22 protein-coding genes are annotated in these 25,067 nt (G+C 44.2%); 2 read left to right on the top strand and 20 right to left on the bottom strand.

What is annotated here, in order from left to right; genetic code table 11:
- Nucleotides 1–22: 22 nt before the first annotated feature.
- Both AB3351_RS02180 and AB3351_RS02175 read right to left on the bottom strand, forming a co-directional pair.
- Nucleotides 23–2,536, bottom strand: coding sequence for a bifunctional diguanylate cyclase/phosphodiesterase (locus AB3351_RS02180; protein ID WP_371145472.1), 2,514 nt, complete (start codon nucleotides 2,534–2,536; stop codon nucleotides 23–25).
- A 103-nt stretch (nucleotides 2,537–2,639) separates the two neighbouring features.
- Complete coding sequence (locus AB3351_RS02175) at nucleotides 2,640–3,149, bottom strand: DNA mismatch repair protein (protein WP_371145471.1); 510 nt, start codon at nucleotides 3,147–3,149, stop codon at nucleotides 2,640–2,642.
- Between the two features lie 200 nt (nucleotides 3,150–3,349).
- Here AB3351_RS02175 and AB3351_RS02170 point away from each other — a divergent pair, with 200 nt between their 5' ends.
- The gene (locus AB3351_RS02170; RefSeq protein WP_371145470.1) at nucleotides 3,350–3,814 is read left to right on the top strand and encodes a hypothetical protein; all 465 of its coding nucleotides are present in this window, start codon (nucleotides 3,350–3,352) and stop codon (nucleotides 3,812–3,814) included.
- Nucleotides 3,815–3,833: 19 nt separating this feature from the next.
- Here the strand turns inward: AB3351_RS02170 and AB3351_RS02165 are convergent, their stop codons facing one another.
- The 9 genes from AB3351_RS02165 to AB3351_RS02125 all read right to left on the bottom strand — a co-directional run bounded on the left by AB3351_RS02165 (nucleotide 3,834) and on the right by AB3351_RS02125 (nucleotide 13,061).
- Entirely contained in the window at nucleotides 3,834–5,030 is a 1,197-nt protein-coding gene (locus tag AB3351_RS02165; RefSeq protein ID WP_371145469.1) for an MFS transporter, read from the bottom strand.
- Nucleotides 5,031–5,037: 7 nt separating this feature from the next.
- A complete protein-coding gene (locus tag AB3351_RS02160) occupies nucleotides 5,038–6,327 on the bottom strand; it encodes an ArgE/DapE family deacylase (RefSeq protein ID WP_371145468.1) in 1,290 nt (429 codons plus the stop codon).
- Nucleotides 6,328–6,355: 28 nt separating this feature from the next.
- Entirely contained in the window at nucleotides 6,356–7,594 is a 1,239-nt protein-coding gene (locus AB3351_RS02155) for a Zn-dependent hydrolase (protein WP_371145467.1), read from the bottom strand.
- Nucleotides 7,595–7,626: 32 nt separating this feature from the next.
- Nucleotides 7,627–8,481: a carbon-nitrogen hydrolase family protein gene (locus AB3351_RS02150; protein WP_371145466.1), complete on the bottom strand. Its 855-nt coding sequence runs from the start codon at nucleotides 8,479–8,481 to the stop codon at nucleotides 7,627–7,629.
- A gap of 10 nt (nucleotides 8,482–8,491) precedes the next feature.
- On the bottom strand, nucleotides 8,492–9,193 hold the full coding sequence (locus tag AB3351_RS02145) for an ABC transporter ATP-binding protein (protein ID WP_371145465.1): 702 nt from the start codon (nucleotides 9,191–9,193) through the stop codon (nucleotides 8,492–8,494).
- Nucleotides 9,177–9,962, bottom strand: coding sequence for an ABC transporter ATP-binding protein (locus AB3351_RS02140; RefSeq protein WP_371145464.1), 786 nt, complete (start codon nucleotides 9,960–9,962; stop codon nucleotides 9,177–9,179). The genes AB3351_RS02145 and AB3351_RS02140 overlap by 17 nt, the downstream gene beginning before the upstream one ends.
- Nucleotides 9,937–10,908 carry a branched-chain amino acid ABC transporter permease gene (locus AB3351_RS02135; protein ID WP_371145463.1) on the bottom strand — a complete coding sequence of 324 codons (972 nt, stop codon included), beginning with the start codon at nucleotides 10,906–10,908 and terminating at the stop codon, nucleotides 9,937–9,939. Before AB3351_RS02135 ends, AB3351_RS02140 begins: the two co-directional genes overlap by 26 nt.
- Nucleotides 10,909–11,784 carry a branched-chain amino acid ABC transporter permease gene (locus AB3351_RS02130; RefSeq protein ID WP_371145462.1) on the bottom strand — a complete coding sequence of 292 codons (876 nt, stop codon included), beginning with the start codon at nucleotides 11,782–11,784 and terminating at the stop codon, nucleotides 10,909–10,911. It lies immediately after the preceding gene.
- An 83-nt stretch (nucleotides 11,785–11,867) separates the two neighbouring features.
- Nucleotides 11,868–13,061, bottom strand: coding sequence for an ABC transporter substrate-binding protein (locus AB3351_RS02125; RefSeq protein ID WP_371145461.1), 1,194 nt, complete (start codon nucleotides 13,059–13,061; stop codon nucleotides 11,868–11,870).
- Between the two features lie 261 nt (nucleotides 13,062–13,322).
- Here AB3351_RS02125 and AB3351_RS02120 point away from each other — a divergent pair, with 261 nt between their 5' ends.
- On the top strand, nucleotides 13,323–14,744 hold the full coding sequence (locus tag AB3351_RS02120) for a sigma-54 interaction domain-containing protein (protein WP_371145460.1): 1,422 nt from the start codon (nucleotides 13,323–13,325) through the stop codon (nucleotides 14,742–14,744).
- Between the two features lie 133 nt (nucleotides 14,745–14,877).
- Here AB3351_RS02120 and AB3351_RS02115 read toward each other — a convergent pair whose 3' ends face one another.
- The 9 genes from AB3351_RS02115 to AB3351_RS02075 all read right to left on the bottom strand — a co-directional run bounded on the left by AB3351_RS02115 (nucleotide 14,878) and on the right by AB3351_RS02075 (nucleotide 24,970).
- Nucleotides 14,878–15,681 (bottom strand): helix-turn-helix domain-containing protein, encoded by an 804-nt coding sequence (locus AB3351_RS02115; RefSeq protein WP_371145459.1) that lies wholly within the window; start codon nucleotides 15,679–15,681, stop codon nucleotides 14,878–14,880.
- Nucleotides 15,682–15,886: 205 nt separating this feature from the next.
- Nucleotides 15,887–16,672, bottom strand: coding sequence for a DeoR/GlpR family DNA-binding transcription regulator (locus tag AB3351_RS02110; protein WP_371145458.1), 786 nt, complete (start codon nucleotides 16,670–16,672; stop codon nucleotides 15,887–15,889).
- 41 nt (nucleotides 16,673–16,713) lie between these two features.
- Nucleotides 16,714–17,913, bottom strand: coding sequence for a saccharopine dehydrogenase family protein (locus tag AB3351_RS02105; protein WP_371145457.1), 1,200 nt, complete (start codon nucleotides 17,911–17,913; stop codon nucleotides 16,714–16,716).
- Nucleotides 17,914–17,950: 37 nt separating this feature from the next.
- On the bottom strand, nucleotides 17,951–19,063 hold the full coding sequence (phnW, locus tag AB3351_RS02100) for a 2-aminoethylphosphonate--pyruvate transaminase (RefSeq protein WP_371145673.1): 1,113 nt from the start codon (nucleotides 19,061–19,063) through the stop codon (nucleotides 17,951–17,953).
- Between the two features lie 33 nt (nucleotides 19,064–19,096).
- A complete protein-coding gene (phnX, locus tag AB3351_RS02095) occupies nucleotides 19,097–19,894 on the bottom strand; it encodes a phosphonoacetaldehyde hydrolase (RefSeq protein ID WP_371145456.1) in 798 nt (265 codons plus the stop codon).
- A 24-nt stretch (nucleotides 19,895–19,918) separates the two neighbouring features.
- Nucleotides 19,919–21,613 (bottom strand): putative 2-aminoethylphosphonate ABC transporter permease subunit, encoded by a 1,695-nt coding sequence (locus AB3351_RS02090; protein WP_371145672.1) that lies wholly within the window; start codon nucleotides 21,611–21,613, stop codon nucleotides 19,919–19,921.
- Nucleotides 21,614–21,644: 31 nt separating this feature from the next.
- Entirely contained in the window at nucleotides 21,645–22,688 is a 1,044-nt protein-coding gene (locus AB3351_RS02085; RefSeq protein WP_371145455.1) for a putative 2-aminoethylphosphonate ABC transporter ATP-binding protein, read from the bottom strand.
- A 19-nt stretch (nucleotides 22,689–22,707) separates the two neighbouring features.
- Nucleotides 22,708–23,772, bottom strand: coding sequence for a putative 2-aminoethylphosphonate ABC transporter substrate-binding protein (locus tag AB3351_RS02080; protein ID WP_371145454.1), 1,065 nt, complete (start codon nucleotides 23,770–23,772; stop codon nucleotides 22,708–22,710).
- A 256-nt stretch (nucleotides 23,773–24,028) separates the two neighbouring features.
- Nucleotides 24,029–24,970 (bottom strand): helix-turn-helix transcriptional regulator, encoded by a 942-nt coding sequence (locus AB3351_RS02075; protein WP_371145453.1) that lies wholly within the window; start codon nucleotides 24,968–24,970, stop codon nucleotides 24,029–24,031.
- Nucleotides 24,971–25,067 lie beyond the last annotated feature (97 nt).

Raw genomic sequence — 25,067 nt, 5'->3', positions numbered from 1 at the left:
TGGCAGCCTCTCTTTTCCTTCCCTATGTAGATGCAAATGTCAGCTTCCCCTCGATCAAATAGTGCTCAAATTCCTTTGGCGAGAGCGGCTTAGCAAAAAAATAGCCCTGTGCTTCATCACAGCACAAATACCGCAGTAAATTCAGATGTTCCTCTGTTTCTACCCCTTCGGCAATCACCTTAAGATGCAGATTTTGCGCCATAGTAATAATTGTTGAAACAATAGCCCGGTCCTCCGTATTGGCAGGTAAATCAAGAATAAAGCTACGGTCAATCTTCAATCGGTCAATCGGAAAGTCCTTTAAATGGCTTAATGAACTATAACCGGTTCCGAAATCATCCATACTGATTTGTACGCCTATGCTTTTCAATTTGCAGAGGGTGGTAATAGTACGCTCTACATTCATTGTCATGCTTTCTGTAATTTCTATATCAACGAATTCAGGGGGCATGTCCGTTTTTTCAAGTATGATCTGGATCGAGTCGCTGAGATGCCGCTGCCGGAACTGATAGCCTGATAGATTAACCCCAAGGCGCAGCAGGGGAAATCCTGCCTTCTCCCAGGTTTTGACCTGTCTGCATCCTGTTTCTAGCACCCATTCTCCAATGGACTCAATCAGTCCAGTTTCTTCAGCCAGCGGAATAAATTCATCAGGCGGTATCATGCCCTTCTCCGGATGAATCCAGCGGATCAGCGCCTCTGCGCCTACAAGCCTGCCTGTCTGTATATCAATTTGCGGCTGATAATAGAGCACCAGTTCATCCTTCTCTATCGCCTTACGAAGCGCACTCTCCATAAATACGCGAGGAAATATATAGTTCTGCATATCCATCGAATACAGGCGATAGGTATCTTTTCCTTCTTTTTTTGCATCATAGAGCGCAATATTCGCATACCGCCCCAGTGTCTCGGCATCTTCCGCACCGCCCGCATACATCGCAATACCGATGCTAGCCGTAACATGTATGTCATGCTCCTTAAGTGTATAGCTTTTATTGAACACCTCGAGAATGCGTGCCGCTTCTGCTTCCACTTCCGATTTTGTTACTCCCTTTAGCAACAGTGAGAATTCATCTCCGCCATCCCGGCTTACGATATCCTCTTCTCTTACCACGCGCTGCAGCTTCTCGGCAATGGTTTGAATAACGAGATCACCGAATGAGTGACCGAGCGCATCATTAATGTACTTAAAGTTATCCAAATCAAGAAAGAGAAGAGCAAAGGAGGCTTCTGTCTGCTTCGTATGCTCGATCGCTTCACTGAGATGCTTATGGAACAACGCCCGGTTCGGCAGTTGAGTCAGCGAATCATAATAGGCCATATGCTCAATCATACGCTGCTGCTGTTTTCGTTCCGTAATATCATTAAAGGCAATGACCGTACCGGTTCGCTCGCTTCCTTCAAGCATTGAAGTAAAGACGCACGAGACATGAAAAGCGATACCGTTTTTTCTGATAAACATCTCGTCATCACTCTTATACTGATGAAGCCCGGATGAAGAGAAATCAATCGTACTTCTGCCATACAGAATAACATCACAGAAGACGCTTCCTTCTAGTTCTTTCTTTTTCCAGCCAAGCAGTCTCTCCGCTTCCGGATTCATAAATGTAATACGACCCCACTTATCTGTTACTAATACCCCTTCTCCTAACGTAGATGTAATGGTGCGCAGGTATTTTTCACTTTGGTACAGTTCCTCTTTCGCTTCGGTATAACGAATATAGGGCTCCTCAATCGTGGCGAAATAAATGCCCTTAAGAATAAAATAAACACCGATAAACCGGTAAACATGCCCGAGCAGGTTATTAAAATCATACACACTCTTATATGTAGTAAATTCCAAGGAGCCAAGCAAAAAAAACAGGCAGGCAAGCATCAATGTAAGCTTCGCAGGTTGTCGATCAAGCCGATACTGATGAAGAAGGATACCAATCGTTAGCACATTAAAAAAACAAAAGATGTATTCCAAGCCGATTTTTAAAGGAGTAAGGCCCTTTCCTTCAATAACCAACATCGGGAGCTGTGATGCGTTGAACATGATAACGGACGAAACAAGCAGAGAAAAAAGAACGGCAGACGCCACGATCGTATACCTTCTTACCGCAGGAACAATCGAGTCCTTAAACAAAAAAATCAACAGCAGACTGCACGACTCTGTAAAACGCTGGGCCATCCAGAACCAGGTTGCTTTTGGGACAGAGCTTTCTGTAATAAAGAACGGCATACCTTTGTACGAAAGCATATGCAGGGTTCCAAATACGCCCAATACTCCAAAAATAGCACCTACAAGCATGCGGTGCCAGGACATGGTATGCGGAAAAATCATCCATCCCTGAAGCGCGATAGAAAAGGCTACACAAATCCCAAACACTTCAAGAAGAATGTGTATGGACAAATAATTGGGCGGATCTAAAATACCATATAAAGCCTCGCTGTTTATTCGAACGAGAAAAAAAGTTAAAAACGCAGCTATAATAATGAAAATCGTATGTATTTCTCCTCGCTGTAGTCTAACGCCCTCTCTTTGTTTATTCATCCTTTCTCCCACTCTTCCTGTGACTGTATTTTCTATTATATGGGTTTATTTTACTATAAAAATATGGAACAGCAAGGAAAAATAACCTATATGGTGCTAGAATCTACACCGCCGACTCTTCTTTCCTATCAATCTGTGCTAGATTTATATCTTCAAGCCGATTGTACGTATGTCTATGAGCCAAGTAACTCTCTAGCTTTGCTATGTCTCCTCCCTTTTCTGCATACTGCTTCAACCATTTCGCTACCTGTTCACCGGATTGACTATCGAATGTCTCAATCGACATAGAGAAGGGAACGCTCACGATATCCGGTGTCTCATCTTTGCGGAAAAGCTGTCCAGGTATCTGATTCCAGAAATCCTCCCACTGATCCATCAGGCCAATGGTTTGAAAGAGTAACTTCTGCAGACCACATAACCAGGCTGTACAGGCCGTATTCCTCTTTTGACATCCGATCCCATCCTCTATATGCTCGCATACATAGCAGCACGAACTTCCACTTTGAATGCACACTTCACAAATATAGTGAGCGCCTATGGTTTGAAAAACCAGCATACCATGCTGAATAATCTCTTCTCTCGTCATTTGAATCTCGAATTCTTCTCTTTTCATGTCTTGGCTTCACCGCTCATTTTTAATATGTATTTCTCATCATTTGCAACAAGCACATCATACTATTGAACTACTTTGTTTTCAACAAGCTTTTTTATACACAACATTTGCTTTATTGAGCCACATATCTGCAAAAAAAAAGAAAAACTACCCACTTTTTTGGGTAGTTATTATAGATAAAGGGTGAAAGGAGAGTACTGATGAGAATTAATGACTACGGATTATCACCTGTACAGCAAATGGCCATGATGCGCTTGCAAATGACACAGCCTACTCCATCCCTACCTGATTATTCATTCGATCTACCACTTACCACTACGATTTCGCCAGATGGTCAGGCTCAAAGACAGGATGGCACAACGCTGAATGAACCGGCTGAGATCACACGGCAGCCGTCATTAGAAATGACGCAGCGTATGCTTGATTTCACGCTTCCCGCATATCAGCCTGCGGCTACCACTCCATTCATGGAGACGTCATCAGGCACAAGCATCCCTACAATCCAACAGGATAACACGGCATCTTTTGAATCAAGCCGACAAGATGCGGATGTAGCAAGGCAGATAGCGGATATATATACGGAGCAATTGCGTCAACAAGCTTATCGCTCGGCCTATCAAGCGCCTTATACTCAGCCACAGCAGCTTATTAATGATTTAATATAATGAAACAATACCGACCATGTTAGCGATTTAACTCCGGTTCCCGTTTGCGGGCTGGCGAAATTTTTATCGATATATACACACCAATCGCCATACATATCGCAGAAAGAAAGAACGTACTTTTAAAGCCTCCATAATCAATAATCCAGCCTGCTAACGTCGGGCCGATAAACTGTCCGGCCGCAAAATAAAACGTAACATAGCTAAAGGCAATCGGCGTGTCCCGCGAAGACACCTGCTCTGTACTTAATGCTTGAACGAGGGTAAATATTCCCGTAGCCACGATCCCCTGAAGCAGTTGATTGAACGTAAAGCCGATAGCATTTGGAAACAGAACCGGAATAAGGGTAGATAGGAAGTTGAGGCTCATTGCGAAGATCAGCGCATTTCTTCTTCCGAATCGATCAGAGACCCCACCCCATACCGGGGAGCTAAGAATGGATAGCAAACCATTAAAAGCAATCAATTGTCCTGCGAATTGCTGCGGCAGCCCCTCCTCTAGCATAAAACTCATCATAAAAACAGACTGCACGATAAAGGTAAGGCCAACAATACCGTATAGCAAACCTACCGTAATGACCTTTCGATCTGTATAGATCTTTTTTGATGAGGAAGGCTTATGAATCACCGCTGCCTCTTTTCGTGGCGAATTTTTCATAAAAAATATCGTCGCAAAGAAGACCAATGCGCTCATCACGCAAAAAATCCGCCATGTTAATCGCCAGGATGTTTCAGGATATAACGCAGTAAGGAAGGGAACCAGTATCCCTACGAACAATAAGCCGATTCCGGCATTGCTATTCACACACCCAATCACAAAACCTCTTCGGTGCGGAAACCACTCGATCAGAATAGCGATTAAGGGAGTAAACGTAAAGGCAGTCCCCACACCCAGCAAAAACATAAAAATAGAGCTATACCAATACGAAGATGCGATGGATAAATTAAGAAAACCTATAGTAATAATGCAGAGGCCAAAAAGGATGGTATTTTTTTCTCCCCACTTGGTAGATACAACTCCTGCAAACATGACGGTAAGCAAATAGCCAAGTGAGGTCATTGTTCCAAGTAAGCCTGCCGATCTGTAGGAAATGGAAAGGCCATCCTTCATAAAAGGAAGGACGACACCATAAGAAAGCCTTGCAAAAGAAATGGCGACGAGCGCGATGAGCACGCCCGTCATGATATACAGCCAGCTCGCCTTTTCTTCTCTCTCCATAATTACGTTATTCTCGTACGTTGCACCAATCCAGAATAAAAGCAGCGTAGGTTTTTGTTACATTCTTTACGCTTGGCAAATCGACCCACTCATCTGCACCATGCATGTTTCCACCGCTTGGCCCGTAACAGGTCGCAGGTATACCGTAATACAGATTATAAAAGCGAATATCCGTCGTAGCCGTCACGGAGTGGTATTCTAATTCCGATCCCATCGTGACCTTATGTGCTTGCTGCAAGCACGTAAACAGCTCTAGATCTCGCTTGAGCGAGACACCTTCTGCATGAAATCCATAGAATGTAATTTCCGGTTCTACTTCTCTTAACCATTCGTCTTTGCTTGTGGCGGCCAAAATAAAAGCCTTTGCTTCCTCTTTTATTTTTTGCGGGTCTTCTCCAGGATAGAGGCCGATCCTAGCTTCAATCACACATTCGGCAGGAACGTTCGAGGGCCAGTCTCCGGCTCGGATGGTACCAATATTCACATTAAGCGGATGGCTATGGTGTTCAAATTCTTTATGTTTTGGTCTGCTATTGATTTCTTTTTGATAAGCCATAAGCGCATCAATGACCGTATACGCTTTTACAATAGCATTCACCGCACGATCAGCTCTTTCAACATGCGCACCTGAACCCTTCACCTTGATCCTCATCCATATGACTCCAACCTGTGCAATAAGGGCATGCGGACCAAATGGCTCTGGAATTAACACACCATCTGCTAGATATCCTTCATCTAGAGCAGCTAAGGCTCCATTCCCTGTACATTCTTCCTCAATGACCGTTTCGATCAGAACGTCAGCGCCCAGCTCAATCCCAGCCCGCTTAATTGCCTTTACTGCAAAAATCATGGCTGCCACACCTGATTTCATATCTTGAATGCCGCGTCCATACATCTTATTGTCGACGATTGTTGCACCCCAAGGATCATAATTCCAAAGCGTGACTGGCTCAGGACTTACCACATCGATATGTCCTTGTAGAAGCAGGCTGTTCCCGATTTTCTCACCTTTTGTTTTTTGCCTCCCTACTACGACTGGACGTCCTTCATACGACCATTCAGCAGGAGAATAGCCGGGGAGCCTTGAGATTTTTTTGGCGTCCGGGATAAGTGTGTTCACTTCAAGCTCCAGCTCAGTTTCTAGATATTGTGCTATGTAGCGCTGAATAGCAGCCTCATTCCCAAGTACACTGGGATATCTGCCAAGCTGTTGCAGAAAGGCGATTTCATCTTCCCATAATTCATCAATCTGATCGATAACGGATTCCAGAAGTCCTCCTTTTGATTTTGCAGTCATTGCATACTCCCCTTTCCTCTTCGTTTATTTATGCATTAGCCAATGAGCGAACAACATAAAGCAGAACATTCGCACCCTTTTCGATATCCTCAGGCAGCGTATATTCATCCTGGCAATGACTTTTTCCCCCTATACTCGGAACAAAGATCATACCCGTTGGGACAATCTCTCGCATGTACTTCGAATCGTGACCAGCTCCACTAACCATTCTCTGCGTTGTATAGCCATGCGCATTGGCCGCCTCTTCTATTAACTCAATAATATCAGAAGAAAATTGTGTCGCATTCGACTCCCATATTTTTTTTATTTCCACTTCAAAACCTTCAAGAGCAGTAATCGTACTTATTTTCTCTCTCACCACTTCTACGGCATGATCGCGGATCAAGTCTTCAAAGTGGCGGACATCCACTGAAAATACAACTTCACCAGGAATCGAATTCACCGTTCCCGGAGTCACGGAGAATCGCCCCATTGTGAGAAGAATGTCAGGGTTCATTTCATGTATCGATTCATTAAGCATTTTAATAATCTTTGCGGCCGCTCCCAACGCATCTTTTCTCATTCCCATCGGAGTCGTGCCGGCATGTGATGTCTTCCCTCTTATTGTTACTTCTAGCCATGTCATTCCCTGAATGCCTTCCACTGCGCCAATGGCTATTTTATTCTGTTCGAGCACAGGACCTTGCTCAATATGTAATTCTATAAAGCGATGCACATGGTATGCGCGGTTTTGCTTCTCTCCCCTATAACCAATGCGCTCTAATTCTTCACCAAAAACGCGGCCTTCTTTGTCCGTAAGGTGTAACACATACTCCTTGCTAAACACATTGGCAAGTACCCCTGAACCAACCATGGGCGGCTCAAAGCGCGCGCCCTCTTCATTTGTGAAATTAACAATTTCAATCGGTCGCTCTGTTACGATTTGATGCTCATTTAATGTACGAATCACCTCTAACGATGCTAACACGCCAAGAATACCGTCATAATTGCCCCCTTCGGTTTGCGTATCCAGATGAGAGCCGATCAAAATAGCTGCCGCTTCTTTGTTTCTGCCCTCTCTGCGACCATACATATTGCCCATATCATCAATCCGGACCTCAAGCCCTTCTTCCTCCATCCAGCTTTTAAAAAGATCACGCATTTGTTTATCGGCATCGCTAAGCGCCAATCGGCACAATCCACCTGCCGACAGCGTTCCGATCTTGCTGCTTTCGTTGATGGTATGCATGATGCGCTCAAGATTTATATATGATGCATTGTCTCCCATAGCGTCCCGCTCTCCTCTCCTATGCTGTTCCTTTACTGACTGAGCACGCCATACAGTTCTTTTCGTCTCGCAGCAAACAATGAATTCGTATGGGCAACCGGCTTTCCTTCTGCCGGTGGATAATACACCGATTTTTCACGGGATTGGGTAAGATCAAGTTCCGCATAAATGATCATTTCATCCGTATCGTTTGCCTGTGAGATAATCGCACCGTCTACATCATAGATCGTGCTTCTCCCCAAGAAAACAAAGCCGCGCTCCTCGCCAACCCGATCAGAAGAAATAATATGCACATGGTTTTCATTCGCTCTGGCCGGAAGTAAGTAATCGAGCTGCGAAGAAGCGGTCAGCGGTAAATTCGTGATATGAATTAAGATATCTGCTCCTTGGAGTGCCAGCGCCCGTGCTTGCTCTGGGAAGCGAATATCATAGCAAATCAGAACGCCCAGCTTCCCTACTGCTGTGTCAACAGGAATGAACGGATCACATCCCGGTTCCACAAAGTTATCTACCCCAAGCTGGGGCAGGTGTGCTTTCGTATAGATCTTTATCAATCCTTCTGGCCCGATTATCGCTAGGGAATTATATAGTTTTTCATTTCGCTTTTCTATAAATCCTGTAACGATATAGGCGTCTGCATCTCTTGCCTCCTTCGTAAGCTTTTCCACCCATTCTCCATTCGCATGAAGTGCTGCCTGCTCCGCATCTTCTCGACTCTCAAAACAGTATCCCGTAAGCGCGCATTCAGGAAACACAATGACTTTTGCACCCTGCCCTGCAGCCTCCCGAATAAACGTGATACTTTGTGCAAGATTATAGGCAGCATCAGCAATCCTTGGATTCGTCTGCACTGCCGCTACTTTAATCATCATTTGATTTGTTGTCATTTCGCTCCTCCTAACCAAGATATGCTTCAATGATGGTTTCATCTTCCAATAAATCTCTCGACTGTCCGGCAATCTTAATGCTTCCTGTTTCCAAAACATAGGCTCTCTCAGATGATTCAAGGGCAAGCGTAGCATTCTGCTCTACAAGAAGAATGGTGATTCCCTTCTTGCTAATCTCATCTATCACGTCAAATACGGTATCTACCATAACCGGCGCAAGTCCTAACGAAGGTTCATCGAGGATTATAAGTTTTGGCTTGGAGAGAAGAGCCCGACTCAATGCCAGCATTTGCTGCTCTCCACCCGATAGAGTTCCGGCCATTTGCTCTTTTCTTTCCCGCAAAATAGGGAATAATTCAAAAATTTCATCCATATCTTTTGTAATGCCGTCCTTATCCTTGCGTTGGTATGAGCCTATTCTTAGATTCTCAAAAACAGTCATGTTTGTAAAAATCTTTCTTCCTTCTGGAACGTGGGCAATGCCGATGCTTACAATCTTATCTGGAGATAATGAAGTGATCTCCTTATCCTCGAAAAATATGCTGCCCTCCTGTGCAGAGACCAATCCCGAAATCGTTTTTAACAGTGTCGATTTCCCTGCCCCGTTTGCGCCGATTAATGTTACTACTTCTCCTTTTTTCACTTCAAGAGAAATGCCTTTCAGCGCTTGAATACTTCCGTACGAAACTTTCAGGTTATTTACTTTGAGCATGCTCATGCCTCCTACCTAAGTACGCCTGGATAACCTGTGGATTGGAAATAACTTTATCGTAGGCCCCCTGGTCAATTAGCTTCCCGAAATTCAAAACTGCGATTTCATCACATACCCCTTTAACAAGCTTCATGTCATGCTCGATCAGACAAATGGTCGTTCCTTCATCCCGCAGTTGCTTAACCAGCTTCATCAATTCCATTGTTTCTACCGGATTCAGCCCGGCTGCAGGCTCATCGAGAAAGATAAAATCCGCCCCTGTACTAATAGCCCGTACGATTTCGATTTTCCGCTGTAATCCTTGTGGCAAGTCTGTTGCCAGCTCGTTTCGGATCGGATATAGATCATACTTCTCCAGCAATTCATTGATCTTATTAGCCTTCTCTGTCTCCTCCATCGTAAATTTCTTCATTTTAAAAAGCGCTTGCATGAAGTTATAGGAGAGAGAGGAATGTGTCGCCAGTAAGACGTTTTCAAACACCGTATGATCCTTTAATAGCCGTATATTTTGAAACGTCCGCGAAATCCCCAGCGGCGCTATTTGATGCGTTTTTAGATCCGTAATATTCTTTCCTTTAAAAAACACGCTGCCATTTGTTGGCTTGTATATCCCTGTAAGGAGATTAAACGTTGTTGTTTTTCCGGCACCGTTTGGGCCAATCAAGCCAAAAATCGTTTTTTCATGAATCACTAGATTAACATGATCAACTGCCACTATACCGCCAAATCGGATGGTTAGCCTATCAGTTTGAAGAATAGGTTGATTCATGAAGTTCCTTCCTTTCTCTTTTGCCTACTTTTTTTATACGTTCTAGCATACCGCTAAGCCCTTTCGGCGCAAAAATAACAACAATAACAATAAGCACCCCATAAATAAGCATTTGATATTCCGCAAACGCCCGTAAGTATTCGGAGAGCACTGTAATGAATAAGCCACCGAGTATCGCACCAGCGATGCTTCCCATTCCGCCGATCAAAAGCATAAGCAGAATGTTGATGGACATGCTTAACTTAAAGGTCTCTGGACTTAAGAAAAGAACATAATGCGCATAGGCTGAACCAGCCATACCGGCGATGGCCGCACTCCACACAAAGGCAGTGGTTTTATAGTAGGCGACATTGATGCCCATTGAGCTTGCTGTAATTTCATCCGTACGGATCGCCAGCAATGCCCGGCCCATTTTTGATTTTTTTATGCGGCTTGATAGGTAAATAACCGCTAACACAAGGATGAGTGTTAAATAGTAGTAGTCGATTTTTAAACTAAAGTCAACAAATCCAATATGATCAGGCTTCGGGATTCCGCTTAGCCCCATCGGTCCTCTCGTCACATCCACCCAGTTATTCAGAATGAGGTGAATGATTTCGCCAAAGCCAAGTGTTGCAATGGCAAAATAGTGGCCGCGCAGGCGCAGTACAGGATAACCGATAATCAAGCCAAATACCGCAGAGATAATGGCGGCTAAAATAAAGGAGAACATGGTAGGCACACCGTTAAGGGCAAGCAAAGCGGAGGTATAGGCACCAATCCCGAAAAAGGCCGCATGCCCTAAAGATACCTGGCCTGTAAATCCGGCGATTAAATTAAGGCTCAGCACCAGAACAATGTTGATGCCACTGATCACCATAATATGGAGCAAATAGTTATCTGAAAAAACAAACGGAAAGCCGATTGCTGCAGCTATACATATGAGGAGTCCTATTCTTTTCTTCATCTATACCTTCTCCTGAATGTTTTTTCCAAAAAGTCCTGCCGGCTTGAATAAAAGGATTAAGATCATAATGACAAAAGCAACAACGTCTTTATATTCTGATGACCAATATCCTGCGGCATAGGTTTCGATCAAGCCAAGAATAAGCCCGCCGGCAATGGCACCGCTTACGTTGCCGATTCCGCCTAGAAGAACAACCACAAATGCTTTCATCGTCGCCATTACACCCATCGTTGGGTATACGCTAAATACCGGGGCTAATAGAATGCCTGCCGCTGCGGCTAGTCCTGCTCCAATCGCAAATGTTGTCAAGATAATCGTGTTTGCTTTGATTCCCATCAGCCTTGCCGTGTCCATGTCAAAGGCACAGGCCCTCATGGCAATGCCCACCTTCGTTCGCTGAATGACATAGTATAGAATCGCGATAAGAATGGCCGCTGTAAATATAATAAACAAACGCTGTCCGTTTAAAATGATGCCCCCAACATTGATCTGCATCTCAAGGAAAGGCGAACTCAGATTGCGCGGGTCCGGACCCCAGATTAATTCCACGGCATTCTGCAAAATAATCGAGACGCCCAGTGAACTGACGAGAAGATTAACCCGGTCCGACTTCTGCAGGGGCTTAAATGCAGTGCGCTCGATAGCAATTCCAATCAACGCAACTACTACCACTGCCATCGGAAGCGCAGCAAGATACGGAAGCTGTAATCCGACAGCAAGCGCTACCGCTGTGAACGCCCCTACCATTAATAGCTCTCCATGAGCAAAATTCATCATATCCAGCATGCCAAAAATAAGTGTTAAACCAAGAGCGGTAAGCACATAACTGCTCCCCATAACAAGGCCATTGAGCGTTTGTTGAATAAACTCAATCATGCGTATAATCGCCTCTTTTCCTATGTATGTAAAAGGGGAAGCCGATTCCCTTCGCAGTCCTCGACTTCCTAACAGCTCATTTTTTAGTTGCTGTCCTTATTTGCACCAATCGGTACGCGCTTTCCGTCCTGGATTTTTACGAACAGCATCGGCTTCTTCGCCTGTCCATTTTCATCAAATGTAGTGGGACCGCATACTCCAGGCAGATCTTTGATTTCCTTCATCGCTTGTTGAATTTTCTCCCGATCTCCACCGCCTGCTTTTTTGATGGCTTCGGCTAGAATATACATCGCTTCATACCCATTGCCCGCATACATATCAGGGTTCATGCCATATTTCTTGTTATAGTTTTCAACGAATTCTTTAGAGTCTGGGAAATAATCATAGGCACCAGGTTCAAAGTAGCTAACATGCACCATACCTTCTGCTGCACCTTCAGCTAATTTTGGGAAATTATCATTCGTGAAGCCGCCTAAACCAAGCCACTGCGTCTTCACACCCAAGTCACGGCCTTGTTTCAGAATTTGCGCCCCTTCAGTAATCAGCCCCCCGATAAAAATACCGTCTGGCTTAAGGTTCTTAAGCTTTGTAAGCTGCGCATAAAAGTCCTTATCGCCCTGGTTATAATACTCTACGCTTATAATTTTCCCTCCGGCTTCTTCTACCGTCTTCTTATATCCTTCTGCACCGGAGCGGCCATAATCTGTATTTTCCGCTATGATTGCGATATTTTTCAATTTAAGTTCTTCTACAGAATACTTTGCTATTGCCGGCCCTTGTGCGCTATTTGGCATCAGATTGCGGAACATATAGGCATGTCCTGGTTCTGTAATGGCATCAGCGGTCGAGCCCGGCGTTAGCTGCACTACCTTCTCTCGTTCTGTTACAGCCCGTACGGCAAGTGTAGCCGAAGAATTGAAGTTGCCTAGAATGGCGGATACTTTGTCTTGCGTAATTAACTTTTGCGCTGCATTTACACCCTCAGTCGGGATGCCTTTATCATCTTCAACCAAAAGCTCTACTTTCTTTCCATTAATTCCGCCTTTTGCGTTAATCTCTTCTGCTGCCATATCAATTGCCTGTTTAAAACTTTTTCCTTGATAAGCTGAGCCGCCTGTGATCGGAAAGATCGCACCGACTTTTACAGTGTCACCCTCCGCACCTCCGCTTGTTGAACCCGATGTGGTGGCTCCTCGTTCTCCGCATGCCGTCGCAAAAGTCATCAGACCACCCAATACGATTGCACGTAACGTATGTACTACTTTTCTTCTGTTCATGTAGACCCCTCCTCTTTTGTACACTTTTCTTACGTAGCAATTCCCACGCCAACTTTTAAGCGCCTAGCAGGCGATAAATCACTAAAACCAACTTGAGAAGTTAGATTTTTTTATATATTTGGACTATAATGAATTAATAATAATTCATGTGATTCAATATTAAATCGCTTCTTTACCGCATGATGCCACATAAAATGAATACGCGATTCATAAGTAACTCAAAAATTCGATAATGATACGTAGCTACCGGAGGAATAACAGATGAAGAACAAAAACTTTTCTATTGATCCCAATTATTTTTTCAAAATTTTCAATTCTATCAGTGATGGAATTTATATTTCGGATAAAGAGGGTAAAACCTTGTGGATGAATAGTGCCAGCGCCAAAATGTGCAGGAAAACAAAGGAGGAAATGATTGGCAAGAGCGTTGCGCAGTTAGAACGGGAGGGGACATTCTCACCTTCTGCAACCAAATTAACATTGGAATCCCAACAAGCCGTTAGTACCGTACAGGAAATGGCGAATGGAAGAAAATATATGGTGACAGGCCACTTGATTTTGAATGCACATAACGATATTGAATATGTTGTTGCCCATTCTCGGGACATCACCGAAGTCGTACGTACCGCTTCTAAGATCGAGGATATGGAAGCGCTCCTGCGGCGGTACAGTCAAGAGATTCGAAGAATGAACAGTAAATATGTCATCCCAAATGATCGGGACTTTTATTTTATTGGACAAAGCGAAGCCTATCGCTCACTATCCGAGTTAATAGAAAAAGTTGCCGGAGTTGAAACCACGGTTCTTATTACAGGGGAAACCGGTGTGGGAAAAAACATCGCCGCACAGCAAATTCATACATTAAGCGAAAGGCATACCATGCCCTTTGTCCACATTAACTGTGCCTCCATTCCTGAATCACTGATAGAATCAGAGCTCTTCGGTTATCAAAAGGGCGCTTTTACTGGAGCAAACACAAGCGGAAAAATCGGACTTGTAAAAATGGCGGAGCAGGGTACGTTGTTTCTCGATGAAATCGGGGAACTGCCGCTTCATCTGCAATCCAAGCTCCTTCAGCTTTTACAGGATAAGACATACACGCCGCTCGGCGCCGCTCGACCGCTTAAAGCCAATGTACGAATCATCGCTGCTACGAATAGAGAATTGGAGACGATGGTAGCGAGCGGGAAGTTCCGGGCCGACCTCTACTACCGACTTAATATTTTGCCGATTACCATTCCACCATTGCGTGAAAGAAGGGAGGATATTTTCCCTCTTTTACATTTTTATTTAAAAAAGTTCAATGAGCAGCATAATCAAAAGCGAAAGCTGTCTACTGAAGTAGGCAAAATCCTGCAAACCTATGAATGGCCGGGCAATATTCGAGAACTAGAAAATCTACTCGAACAATTGGTCGTCATGGCAAAGCAAGAGGAAATCTCCCTATCTGACTTACCCGAGAGATTCCTGCAATTACAGCAAAAACAAAATGATATCGCTGCATATATAACAGGACGCTCCCTGCCTGATATTCTTGAAAACATTGAAAAAAAAGTAATCGAGCACACGTATAAAAAATATAAAACAACACGCAAAGCAGCAAAGGAGTTAGGTATCACCCAGTCATTATTAGTACGGAGAATGGCTAAATATAAAATTAATAGTACAAATGAAACGACGTAACATCTTCTAAACGACAAAAAGAGGTTGCCTTTCTAAAAAAGGCAACCTCATGCTATGATTTATTTTACTGTTACATTTGATTTTGAGGGAATGAAGGGTGAATATCTCCTCAGTAAACGTATCCTATCGCCTCTTATCGGTTGCTAATTTGTTTCATTCGCTCAAGAAAATTATTCATTAATAGAGAAAGAGAAATCAGGATGGGCGGATCATCCAAGCGGGGAGGATAGAGCATTACCCGCTGATACGGTACAAAAGAATACGGTTCGACAACAAGCGGCTCCTTGGATCGAGTGCGCAGCGTTGTTTGAGGAAGAAGAACATCCATCGCGTTCATTCCCCAAGAAAGCGATGTAGCCATCAAATAATAGACGCCTGGCTTAACCCCTGTAAAGCAAAAATCCCCTAAAGAAAAAAGTAATGTTCCATATAAAGGGACTCCCTCTGGAATCGGCTTGGCAAACAAACCGATCAAAATAACACCATCAAAAGGACTGGCGGCTTCGACGGTCCCTTCTATTCTGCCATATCGATTTGTTATAGCTTGCGGCGTAGCAGCATGCCAACGGTTAAGCATCTGCAATGACTGCAAGTGATGTTCCGCTTGCAATGTAGAATTTCGAAATTGGGTCGGTGACATTCCCACCCGCTCGGTAAATCGTGTGGTGAATGTTCCTAGACTTTGTTGACCGATCTCCAATCCAATATCACGAACACTAAGGTTGGTACGCAGCAGCAGATCCTTAGCTTTCTGTAATCGCAGGGATGAAACATAATACAGGGGGGAGAGACCCGTTCTTTCTTTAAAAACGCGTGTGAAATGGTACGGGCTATAGGCTGCATAACTGGCCAATCGAGAAAGCGGCAAAGGCTCATCAAGATGGTGGTGAATATAGGCAATCACTTCATCTATCTCGGCAGACCGTTCCGTTATCATTTCTGCACTTCCTTCCGTATTTTTTGATTATGTAAGAATTGATTCACACCGCCCGATCAGAACCCTTGTTCGCATTTATATTATCATACAGAAAACATGGATGCAATCATAATGTTAGAAAATTCAAATACATGCACACTAAAATATAAAAAAAGAAAGGCTGAACACATAAAATTTGCCTTTCTTCTTTATTTACCATATTTATCTAATCAGCAGCCAACCATTCTATCCCAGCCTGTCTGATTTCTCCCTCCCACTCCACAGGAACTGGGAGGTTGCTAATCAAAACATCGGCATCTTCAAGCCCTGCTAGCTTGTAGAAGTTGCTTGCACCAATTTTTGAGCCATCAAACATGACGATTGTCTGTGTAGCTTGTTCCATAAATTTTCGGGATAGCATAGCTCGCTCAACGTCATAACTCGTAATTCCTCTTTCAAGAGAAATTCCATCAATCGCAATGAAGGCTTTATCCACATTGAAGTTTTCCATCATTTTTTCTGCTAAGGAACCAGACGTGCGAGAATAGCGCGAATTTACCTTACCGCCAATAAAAAATATTTCTCCGGAAAACAGTCCTTGATTTTCATACTGCAGCAAAAGCGATAAAACAGGAAAAGACGCAGTAATCACCGTAATGTTCTCTTTTTCCATAAGATAATGCACAAGCTGAATCGTTGTCGTACCATCATCAATCGCTATGATCTCGTTACTTTGAATCAAGCTGGCGGCTGCTTTGCCTATCTGCTTCTTCTCTTCAGCATGGAGAATCTCACGAGTATAAATAGAAGGTTCCTCCTTGCCATCGTTTCCTTTTACAGCTCCGCCATATACCCGCTTCAGCTTCTTTTCATTTTCAAGCTCTTCTAAATAACGGCGAATCGTTTCAGACGATACCTCTAGCTTATCTACTAGATCCATGGTCCTCACTTTTCCTGATTCGTTCAATCGCTGTAAAATAAACTGCTTTCTCTCTTCTCCAATGAGTGACACGTCACGAAAGCCTCCTGTTTTATCTCAGTATTCCTTTTAGACTAGAGTGATATTGACTCTACTTCTGCTTCGCTTTCTTCACCGATCTCTGTACTTTCATGATGAATAAAGATTTGACGCTTCTCCAGTTCTTTAAAAACAGAAACCGGCTCAAATGCTTCCTCCGGCGTAAGAATACCTGTTGCGTTTACCATTCCTTTTGCCAGCATTTCTGTTGCAATCGCCATAGGGATGCCAACGTTGCGTGTATACGCACGCAACTGCTCCCATCCTTCTACCGATCCGTCTGAAGCCGGGTGCGTGTGATATAAAGTATGGCGCATTCGCTTTCCATTCTTTACACCCACGACTTCTACATGCAGCGAATAGCCGTACAATTCGGTTTCTGTTCCTTCCCTAGAATGGAACAGATATTCACTAATGCAATCAAGAACACCAACTTCTACACCTTTCATTACAATCTTTTCATTGCGTAATACACCCCAATCATACAGCGCACGAACCAACTGCATGTTTTTCTTTGGCCAGGTGCCGCGCACTTCAATTAATTTCACACCTTTATGTACCAGCGCTTTGGCTAAGGTCTTTGTTTCCGCATGCGGAATGATATATTGTATGGTTGTGCCATACGGTTCTGGCAGACGAATTTCACGAGGTCTTGCAAACGGAGGTACCTGTATAAATTCACCGTTTTCATATACAATACGTCCAGGCAGTTCCGGATCATATTCATATGTCGTCGTCTCCGCAATCGAACGCGAGAAAGCAATCGGGCGGAATGCACCATGACTTACACGAATGGACTCGATCTCCTCTAATTGATTGGCTGCATACATTGCCATCATTTGTGTTACACCGGGAGTCATCCCAAAGCCCGGTACGCATGCTTTTCCATTCTTCCGAAACACCTCGTTTGATGCTTCCTCTTCACCGAATCCATTCAAGTTAACACCGCAACATCCCGCTTCTGCGATGCATGCCGTAGACAGTCCGTTTAGCGTAATGGTCGTACCATCCATTACTACATCATACCCTCGCATTTGCTCTACGGTCGCCTCATGATTTCGCACATCAACCTTTTGAAAATTAACGCGCGGATCATTCAACCATTCCACCACTTTGCGACCTTCCTCTTCATTAAAGTCTGCCACCGTAATTTTTTCGAACGAGGAATGCTCCACTAAATCCAAAATAGCTTCCCGGCAAATCCGACCTGCCCCACCTAAACAAAACACCTTCATATCTGTTCTCCCTTCTAGTATATATCATCACATCGTGTTACCAAAATATGTTCTTTTCTACCGTCTCTACCAATCGCTTCATATCATCAGGGTATACCTCTCCGATATTTCCGATGCGAAACGTATCTGCTGTTGTAATCTTGCCTGGGTAAATGACAAAACCTTCCCTTTTCAGTCGTGTGTAGAACGCTTTGAATGTAAACAGCGAACTCTTTGGATAATAGAAAGAAGTAATAATGGGAGATTGATGCTGCTTATCCAACAACGGTATCAATCCAAAACGCTGCATCCCTTCTACCAACATGTGTTGGTTCTGCCGGTAGCGCGCTTCCCGTGCCGCAACACCGCCCTCTTCCTCCAATTCTTTCAACGCAGTATAAAAGGCATATACAGCATGTGTCGGAGAAGTAAAGCGCCATTTTCCATTTTCCTTCTCCATTGTGTTCCACTGCTCGTATAAATCAAGCGATAGCGAACGTGCCTGTCCCCTGCACCCGGCAAGTGTCTCTCTTTTTGCCAGAATAAATCCAAAGCCCGGCACTCCTTGAATGCACTTGTTCGCACTGCTGATCAGAAAATCAATCTCCATTTCCGCTGCATCCAGCGCAATGCCGCCAAAGCTGCTCATTGCATCGACAATAAAGCCTTTGCCATACGCTTTGGTTACTCTCCCAACATCTGCAATGGGATTGAGCATTCCTGTTGTTGTCTCCGTGTGCACGACTGCGACATGCGTAATATCCGGATCTTGCTTTAGTTCTTCTTCTAAACGCGCCACGTTTACCGGTGCAACTTCTCCTGCATCAAGAACAATCGTTTCAATATGGAGCATACGAGCCATCTGAACCATTCGCTGGCCATATGCTCCGTTAGTCAGCACCAGCAGCTTTCCACTTTCAGGAATCGCTGTGCCGATAACAGACTCCACAGAAAATGTCCCGCTTCCCTGCATGAGCACAGCGGTATAATTCTCTGTATTCGAAGCGGCTAATTCTACCAGCTTTTGGCGGATGGATTGTACAAGTTCATTGTAATCCTCATCCCATGTGCACCAGTCGCGCAGCATCGCTGCCTTGACCTGCTTTGTTGTTGAAAGCGGACCTGGCGTTAATAACAAATACGGGTTATCCGGTAACTGTTTGGTCGTCATATGTGCCATCTTTCTCTTCCCTTCCTATCGCGCTTACGGACGTTCACCCTGCCGCATGCGCTCATTTATCTGAGCAATGACTTCATCTAATTCGCCTATGGCTTCCATAACAAAGTGAGCACCTGCATGGTAAAATCGTTCACGAACAGCATCCATTTTTTGATGGAGCGCATCTGAGTCACATGTCTGCACTTCTTCCTCCTTCAGGCCAAGTTCGCTGCTGCCTTTGATGACACCTACTGTCCATGCTCCGGCGTTCCTTCCTTCCTGAATGTCGCTTACTGTATCGCCTATCTTTACCAACCTGTACATTGGATACACACCTAAGCGCATCGCATTCACATAGCACATCCAAGGGAGCGGACGACCTGCTGGCACGTCATCAGGTGTTACAATGACGTCCGGCGCATACCCCTGTTCTTTCGCCTTTGGTACGATCACTTTCATCATGTCTAACGTATATCCCGTCGTAGAGCCAATTTTAACTCCTTGCGCACGCAAACGATCGACCAACTGAACAGACCCCGGTATCGGTTTTGCATGATCAGCTAGTACAGAGAACAATCCAGCTTCAAAATCTGCATACAACGCATCGATATCTTCATTATCTGGACGTTTGCCATACTTTTTCTCCCATGCCTCTGCCACACGCTTCATGGCGCAAATCGCCGCAATGTGATCACGCTTTGGAAGCCCCATCGGCTCCCGCACTTCTTCCGCAGTAATCTCAACACCCTTGTGTTTAAAGGCGTCCATAAAAGCTGCCAGTGGAGCAAAGCATCCATAATCAATCATTGTTCCAGCCCAATCAAAAATTACACCCTGTATCATGATCCTCTTCTTCCTCTCCGTCTTTTATTGTTTTTGCCATATCTGTGTACGCTGACGCAATTTCCCCGTCAGCACTTCATATATGGCTCGCACAGCAATATTTGTTAGCAAAATTAGCATCGACATCGCAGCCGCTGGGGCAATATCTCCTGCATCATCCATATTAACGATCGCTACCGATGCCAGTTTAAAATCAGCGGAATAAAGAAAGACGACAGCCGAAATCGTCACCATCGAATTGACAAAATAATAAACAGCAATCTCAAAAATCGCGGGCAAGGTTAGTGGTACGGTAACTCGAAAAAATGTCTTATAGAATGGCACGCCCATCGACTCAGAAACAAGCTCAAATTCCTTATCAAGCTTTTTTAACGCGCTGGTTGCGGTGATAAATGCCACCGAATAAAAATGAGTAATGTTTGCCAGTATAATGATCCATATGGTTCCATACATCCAGTTCAATGGATTGCCCGGCTGGTTGAAGAAAAAGACGTAGGCAAGTCCAATCACCAACCCTGGAATCGCCATTGGCAGGATGGAGATAAAATAGCTAAGCTGTCGTAGTATTGACATCCATCGGCTTTTTTCGATCAAGTACGCATTGATAAATGTGATTACAGCTCCTGCTGCTGCACTTATGAAAGCGACCAGCACACTATTCCGGTAGGCCGTCATTCCATCACTGCCAGCAACCGTTGTAAAATCAAAATGGATCAGCGTAAACGTTAAATCATACGGCCACACTTTTACAACTGCCGCCATCGCAACCGCACCCAGCAGAATTAAAATGGCAGAGGCTATAAGCAGGCAATATATAAAACCAAGGGAGTCACGCAGCGTTTTTTTTTCGATACGATACGAGACCGACTTAGCCGTGATAAATGAACCTTGCTTTTGCTCTACCAAACGGTCAACGATAAATGCGACCACTGCCGGAAGCAGCAAAATCATGCCCACCGTGGCACCCATCGCCATATTTTGCTGCCCAATCACATACTTATATATGTCGGTTGCCAGCACGTTATATTGTCCGCCGACAATTTTCGGTGCACCAAAATCGGTAAAACTCAATGTAAAAACAACGAACGCGGAACTGATAAGCCCATACTTAACCCCGGGTAATGTAATCGTAAAAAACTTGCGAATTCTCCCTGCACCCAGCGTATCTGCTGCTTCATACAACCTATAATCCGCAACCGCCAATGACACGCTTAAAATTAAAAACGCCTGTGGGAATGTATAAAAAATTTCTGCCAGAATAATACCGATTGGACCGTACAAATCAATATCAATACCTTGAGAGAAATATCCGAACAACCCCGTTGTTACTACACCCTGATTGCCGAATAAATACGTCAGGCCAATACCGTGCATCATAGTTGGCGCAAACAACGGAAGCAATGCCACATATTTGAAAAACACTTTTCCTCTCATGGCCATACGATGAAACGCGTAGGCATACAAGAACGCCAGCGTAACAGATACAACGGTTGTCATCAGCGAAACATATACCGTATTCGTAAGAGACTGCACCAGCGCTGGACTGGAAAGATAGGTACGTATATGTGAAAAACCGATGAACGCTCCTGCCTCATCTACCAATGCTTGACGAAACAATACACCAAGGGGCACAATAATACTGACGAAAAGGGAAACAAACACGATAAGTACTAACGCTTTTTGTATCCACTGTTCGTGTTCATTTTTTTGACGAATCATCGGCCTATTCAGCAAACTTTCTTCTCCGCGCTCATTTTGCCACCATACCTTCTTCAAATGAGATCAGCCTCTCCATTGGTAATTCAAGTGATAACCGTTTATTCTTTTCTAGTTGAATCCGCTCTGATACATGTGCAGATACATCCAGTACCATAACTTGATCCGTCGGTGTATCATGATCATCCATCATTTGCAGCATAACCCGATAAAAGGGACCTCGGAATTCAATATCCCGAATCACAGCCTGCAAGCCTACATCACTCTCCACTTCCGTAATGCGAATATGCTCGGGACGCACGGCCAGCAATCCTTCCTCGCTTGATGCCGCATTACTCCATCGGGAAGCAGGCATAAAATTGATGGCGCCGATGAAGTCAGCCACAAACGGAGAGCTGGGATACTGATAGACGTCCTGCGGTGTGCCAATTTGTACAATTTCTGCATGGTTCATTACTACAATGCGATCTGCCATTGTTAATGCTTCTTCTTGATCGTGGGTAACCATAATGGTTGTAATCCCTAACCTTTCTTGTAAGGCACAAATTTCTCGCCGCAGCTTCATACGTACTTTCGCATCGAGCGCCGATAACGGTTCATCCAGGAGTAGAAAATCAGGGGACAAGACAACTGCGCGCGCCAGTGCAACACGTTGCTGCTGTCCTCCCGAAAGCTGCGACGGATACTTATCTCGCACATGTTCTAAATCAACCATTGCGAGTGCATCTCTCACCTTTTCTTCGATCTCACGCTTAGATAGCTTTCTGCTTTTCAAGCCGTACGCGATATTTTGATAGGCTGTCAAATTCGGAAACAAAGCGTACGATTGGAACACCATCCCGAAGTTGCGCTGCGATGGAGGAAGAGACGTGACATCCTTTCCTCCGACGAACAGCCGACCTTGATTTGGCTGTTCTAAGCCAGCTAAAGTACGGAGCAGCGTCGTTTTACCGCATCCACTTGGACCAAGCAAACAAACAAACTCACCCTTACGAATCGTAAAGCTAATATCACGTAATGCAGTATAGGCACCAAATTGCTTGGAGATGTTATGTACGGAAAGGTATGCATCTTTCATAAGCTCATACTTCCCCCTTCTACTTTTTCGGTTCACTTTTTGCGCTATAGCGCTGATCCCATTCCTTTAGAACACGTTCACGCTCCGTTGCTGCTTTGTTAAAATCATACGGAATCAGCTGCTGTAATGGATCCTGCGTATAGCCTTCTGGAATTACCTGTCCTTCATTTTTCACGCTGACAATCGCAAAGTTCTTGTTGTATTCTTTCATCGCCTCATCGCTGATCGCCCAATCGAGGAATAGCTTTGCTTCCGGCTTAATCTGTTTCTTTTTCACCAATGCATTTGCTTCTAAATCCCAGCCGGAGCCTTCTTTAGGAAATACAACTTCTACTGGCGCTCCCTTTTTCTTCTCTGTAATTCCGCGATAGCCAAAAGAAATGCCAATCGGATATTCACCTTGTGCCGCCATCTTTGCTGGTTTGGAACCGGAATGTGTGTACAGCGCAATATTTTCATGCAGCTTATCAATGTACTCCCATGCCTTTTGCTCGCCAAGCAATTGATGTAATCCAGAAATAGTTAGAAATCCTGTACCCGAAGAGGACGGATTCGGCATGACGATTAGTCCTCTGTATTCTGGCTTAGTTAAATCTGCATACGTTTGCGGAATGGGAAGCTTTCGTTTCTCTAACTCCTTCGTGTTTACAATAACCGCTGTCTCCCACGCATCAATCCCGACCCAATGGGCAGGTTCAGCTTTATCCTTGAACTGAGGGACGATGCGTTCTATACCTTTTGGTGAATAGCCTTCGAGCATTTGATTTTGATCTAACACGAGCAGACTTGTTGCTGCGGTTCCCCACACCACATCTGCTTGCGGATTTTCTTTTTCTGCGAGAAGCTTAGCAGTAATGACACCCGTCGAGTCACGCACGATGTTCAGTGTAATATCCGGATATTTTTTCTTAAATGATGCAAGATACGTTTGAATTTGATCATCTTCTAGTGCCGTATAGATTGTTAGTGTTTTTTCATCTCCTTGCTTTTTTTCTCCCGTGGCCGTCTTGCCGCCTCCGCACCCTGTCAGGATGACCAATAGCAACAGCATTGATGCCAGAAGAACCTTGCTCCATCGCTTCATTTTTTCTCCCTCGCTTCGTATCAACAGATTTTCAATTGCTTAACACCTATTACAATAAAGAAAAAATATTAATTCCATGTTAATCCCACATTAACTTTTGTTTATTTCGTTGTTTTTAGTTGTTTTTAGTTTGTTTTTCTCTTTAACTCTCTACAAACTAAAAAAGCACCATTCTCTCTAAAATTGAAGAAAGAATCGTGCTTTTACCCTCTTTCGTTTGATTATGAGCGGTTACTTAAACAAAAAAGAAGCTCATTTATGATTCCGAGTGATAATGCTCAAGCAGCCGATGGGCCTTCACTCTGATCAAATCGACGACCTCTTGTGGTTCCATCACCTTCGCATCCGTACCTAACTGAAGAAAAAATTGCGCAACAAATTCGAGCTCACTTTTATCAAACGTTGTATCAATCAACCCATGGTTTTGATTTGTGACCATGACATCCTTCTCCAGCCAGGGTACGCTTTGACACCTTCGTATTCCTTCCCTTGTAAGGGTCACGTGCAGTCGCAGAGGCTCATTAATCTTATAGCTTTGCAAGTATTCCATCAAATCCATTTGAAAGTCTGTGCTCGTTTCACACTGAGCAAACGACTCGATCCGATCGACACGAAATAACTGAACCTTTTCCTGCTTACAATCATAGGCCGGCATATACCACAAGCCGTCATGTGCGTATATCCCGATGGGCTTCAGTCTCCTTGCCGCCGTCTCCCTTTTGGATCGATAGTTGATGAGTATATCCCGCTGCTCAATCACTGCCGTAATGATCTCTTTTAAATAGGGAGAAGGTGCACTCCTTCTTGGATTCCAAAAAGCAAGAATCGACTCAAGACGGCTGATCGCTGCTTTCGTGTCATCAGGAAAACTGGCAAATAGCTTTCTCGATGCTGAATCAATATTTAGCTCAAACGGTAATGATTGATAGTATTTGAGTGATTGAAAGGCAAAAAAGATAGCGAACGCCTCATCTTCGTCAAACAAAATCGGTGGAAGCAGACGGTTCTTTAACGTACGGTACCCTCCATGCCGCCCCTGTTCGGTATATAAAGGCACACCCAATTCACTGACCTCTAGCAAATATCGATGGGCGGTTCGAACCGACACTTGAAATTCATCCGCTATATCCTGAGCTGTAAAATTCCGTTTCGTATTCACATACATAATCAAATCGAAAATCATTTTCGCTTTTGACATAACGCCTCCTATATCGCGGTAATAAGTAGACAATAATTGTCATGTTATTACGATACTCTATAGAGAGTAGATCGTCAAAATGAAAATAGGTGTGAGA

Source organism: Aneurinibacillus sp. REN35, assembly GCF_041379945.2.
GTDB lineage: Bacteria > Bacillota > Bacilli > Aneurinibacillales > Aneurinibacillaceae > Aneurinibacillus.
The sequence above is the reverse complement of the archived record's forward strand: the minus strand, read 5'-3'. Positions and strand labels throughout refer to the sequence as shown.